Annotated in this window: 1 protein-coding gene; it reads left to right on the top strand. The window is 39.4% G+C overall.

Translation table 11 applies throughout. From position 1 onward, the window contains the following. Positions 1–1,316, top strand: a 1,316-nt coding sequence (locus tag ACX3PU_RS10245; protein ID WP_459084939.1) for an RHS repeat domain-containing protein, incomplete at both ends; no start/stop codon positions are given.

Below are 1,316 nucleotides of genomic sequence, written 5' to 3'. Positions count from 1 at the left end.
AAGCTTGGACCTCCACTTATTATTTCTATGATCAGAAAGGGCGCCCTATAAACGAATACAAAACTAGAGCCCTAGGAGGATATACAAACCAGCAGTACAAATTGGATTTTACTGGACTTAAAGTAAAAGAAGAAATAAGGCATAAGCGAGGAGTTTCTGATCCTGAGACCTTGGTCTCTTACGATTTCTACTACGACCATGCGAAGCGATTGATTTCCAGTAGTCAGAAAGTGAATTCCGGGGTCGATTCATTGTATTCGATTTATTCATATGACAATCTTTCTAGACTCGTTAGTTTATCATTTGGGGATGAGGCGATTGAGGCGACAAATTACAAATACAACATACGGGGTTCACTTTTGGGGATAAATCTAAATAGCAATTCTCAATTGGATACCTTGAAACTATTTAGCCAACGCCTTTATTACGATACTTTGGATGCTAATTTTAATGGAGTTCGAAATTACAATGGAAATATCTCACAAACTTCATGGCACACGAATTTCAGTATAAGTAAGAATAGCATACGAAACTATTCCTATTCGTATGACGGGGTAAATCGATTGGTCTCATCGCAGTACCAAAGTACGGGATCTGATGCAGGCTTTTACAATGAGCAGCAGACCTACGATGCAAATGGGAACCTCAATACATTAACCCGAAACGCTCCACCCCCAACAGGTACTTCACCCTTACTGATCGATCAATTGACATACAGCTATACTGGCAATCGATTAACCAAGGTTCTTGATCAAAGTAGCCAAATGAAAGGGTACCCTCTAGGAGGGGGTCAAATAAACTACGATGCGAATGGCAATATGACCACGCATCCTGACCGAGGAATCACAGCAATTCAATATAATTATTTGAATTTACCTTCCCAAATCACCCAAGACGGAGCAAGTTTAAGTTACTCCTACTTAGCGAGCGGCGAAAAGGTTAAATTCATTTCACCCACGAGCACAAGAGAGTATCTCGATGGATTTCATTATGTAAATGGTATCCTGAAATTCTTCCAAACAGACCAAGGGTATTATGATTTTGATAAAAATGCATATATTTACAATCAGCTCGATCATTTAGGAAATGTTCGACTGAGTTATTGGAAGAATCCAACGGGGGTCATTGAGGTTTTGCAGGAATTAAATTATTATCCATTCGGATTAACATTTGACGAGAATAATCTAGGAAATATTGCTTCGTCCGATTATAATTATAAGTACAACGGTAAGGAACTACAGGTAACAGGAATGTATGACTACGGCGCACGTTTTTACATGCCGGATCTAGGAAGATGGAGTGTTGTGGATCCGCTG

This window comes from Chryseobacterium sp. A301 (genome assembly GCF_054489425.1).
This window is presented reverse-complemented; position numbering and strand designations above follow the sequence as displayed.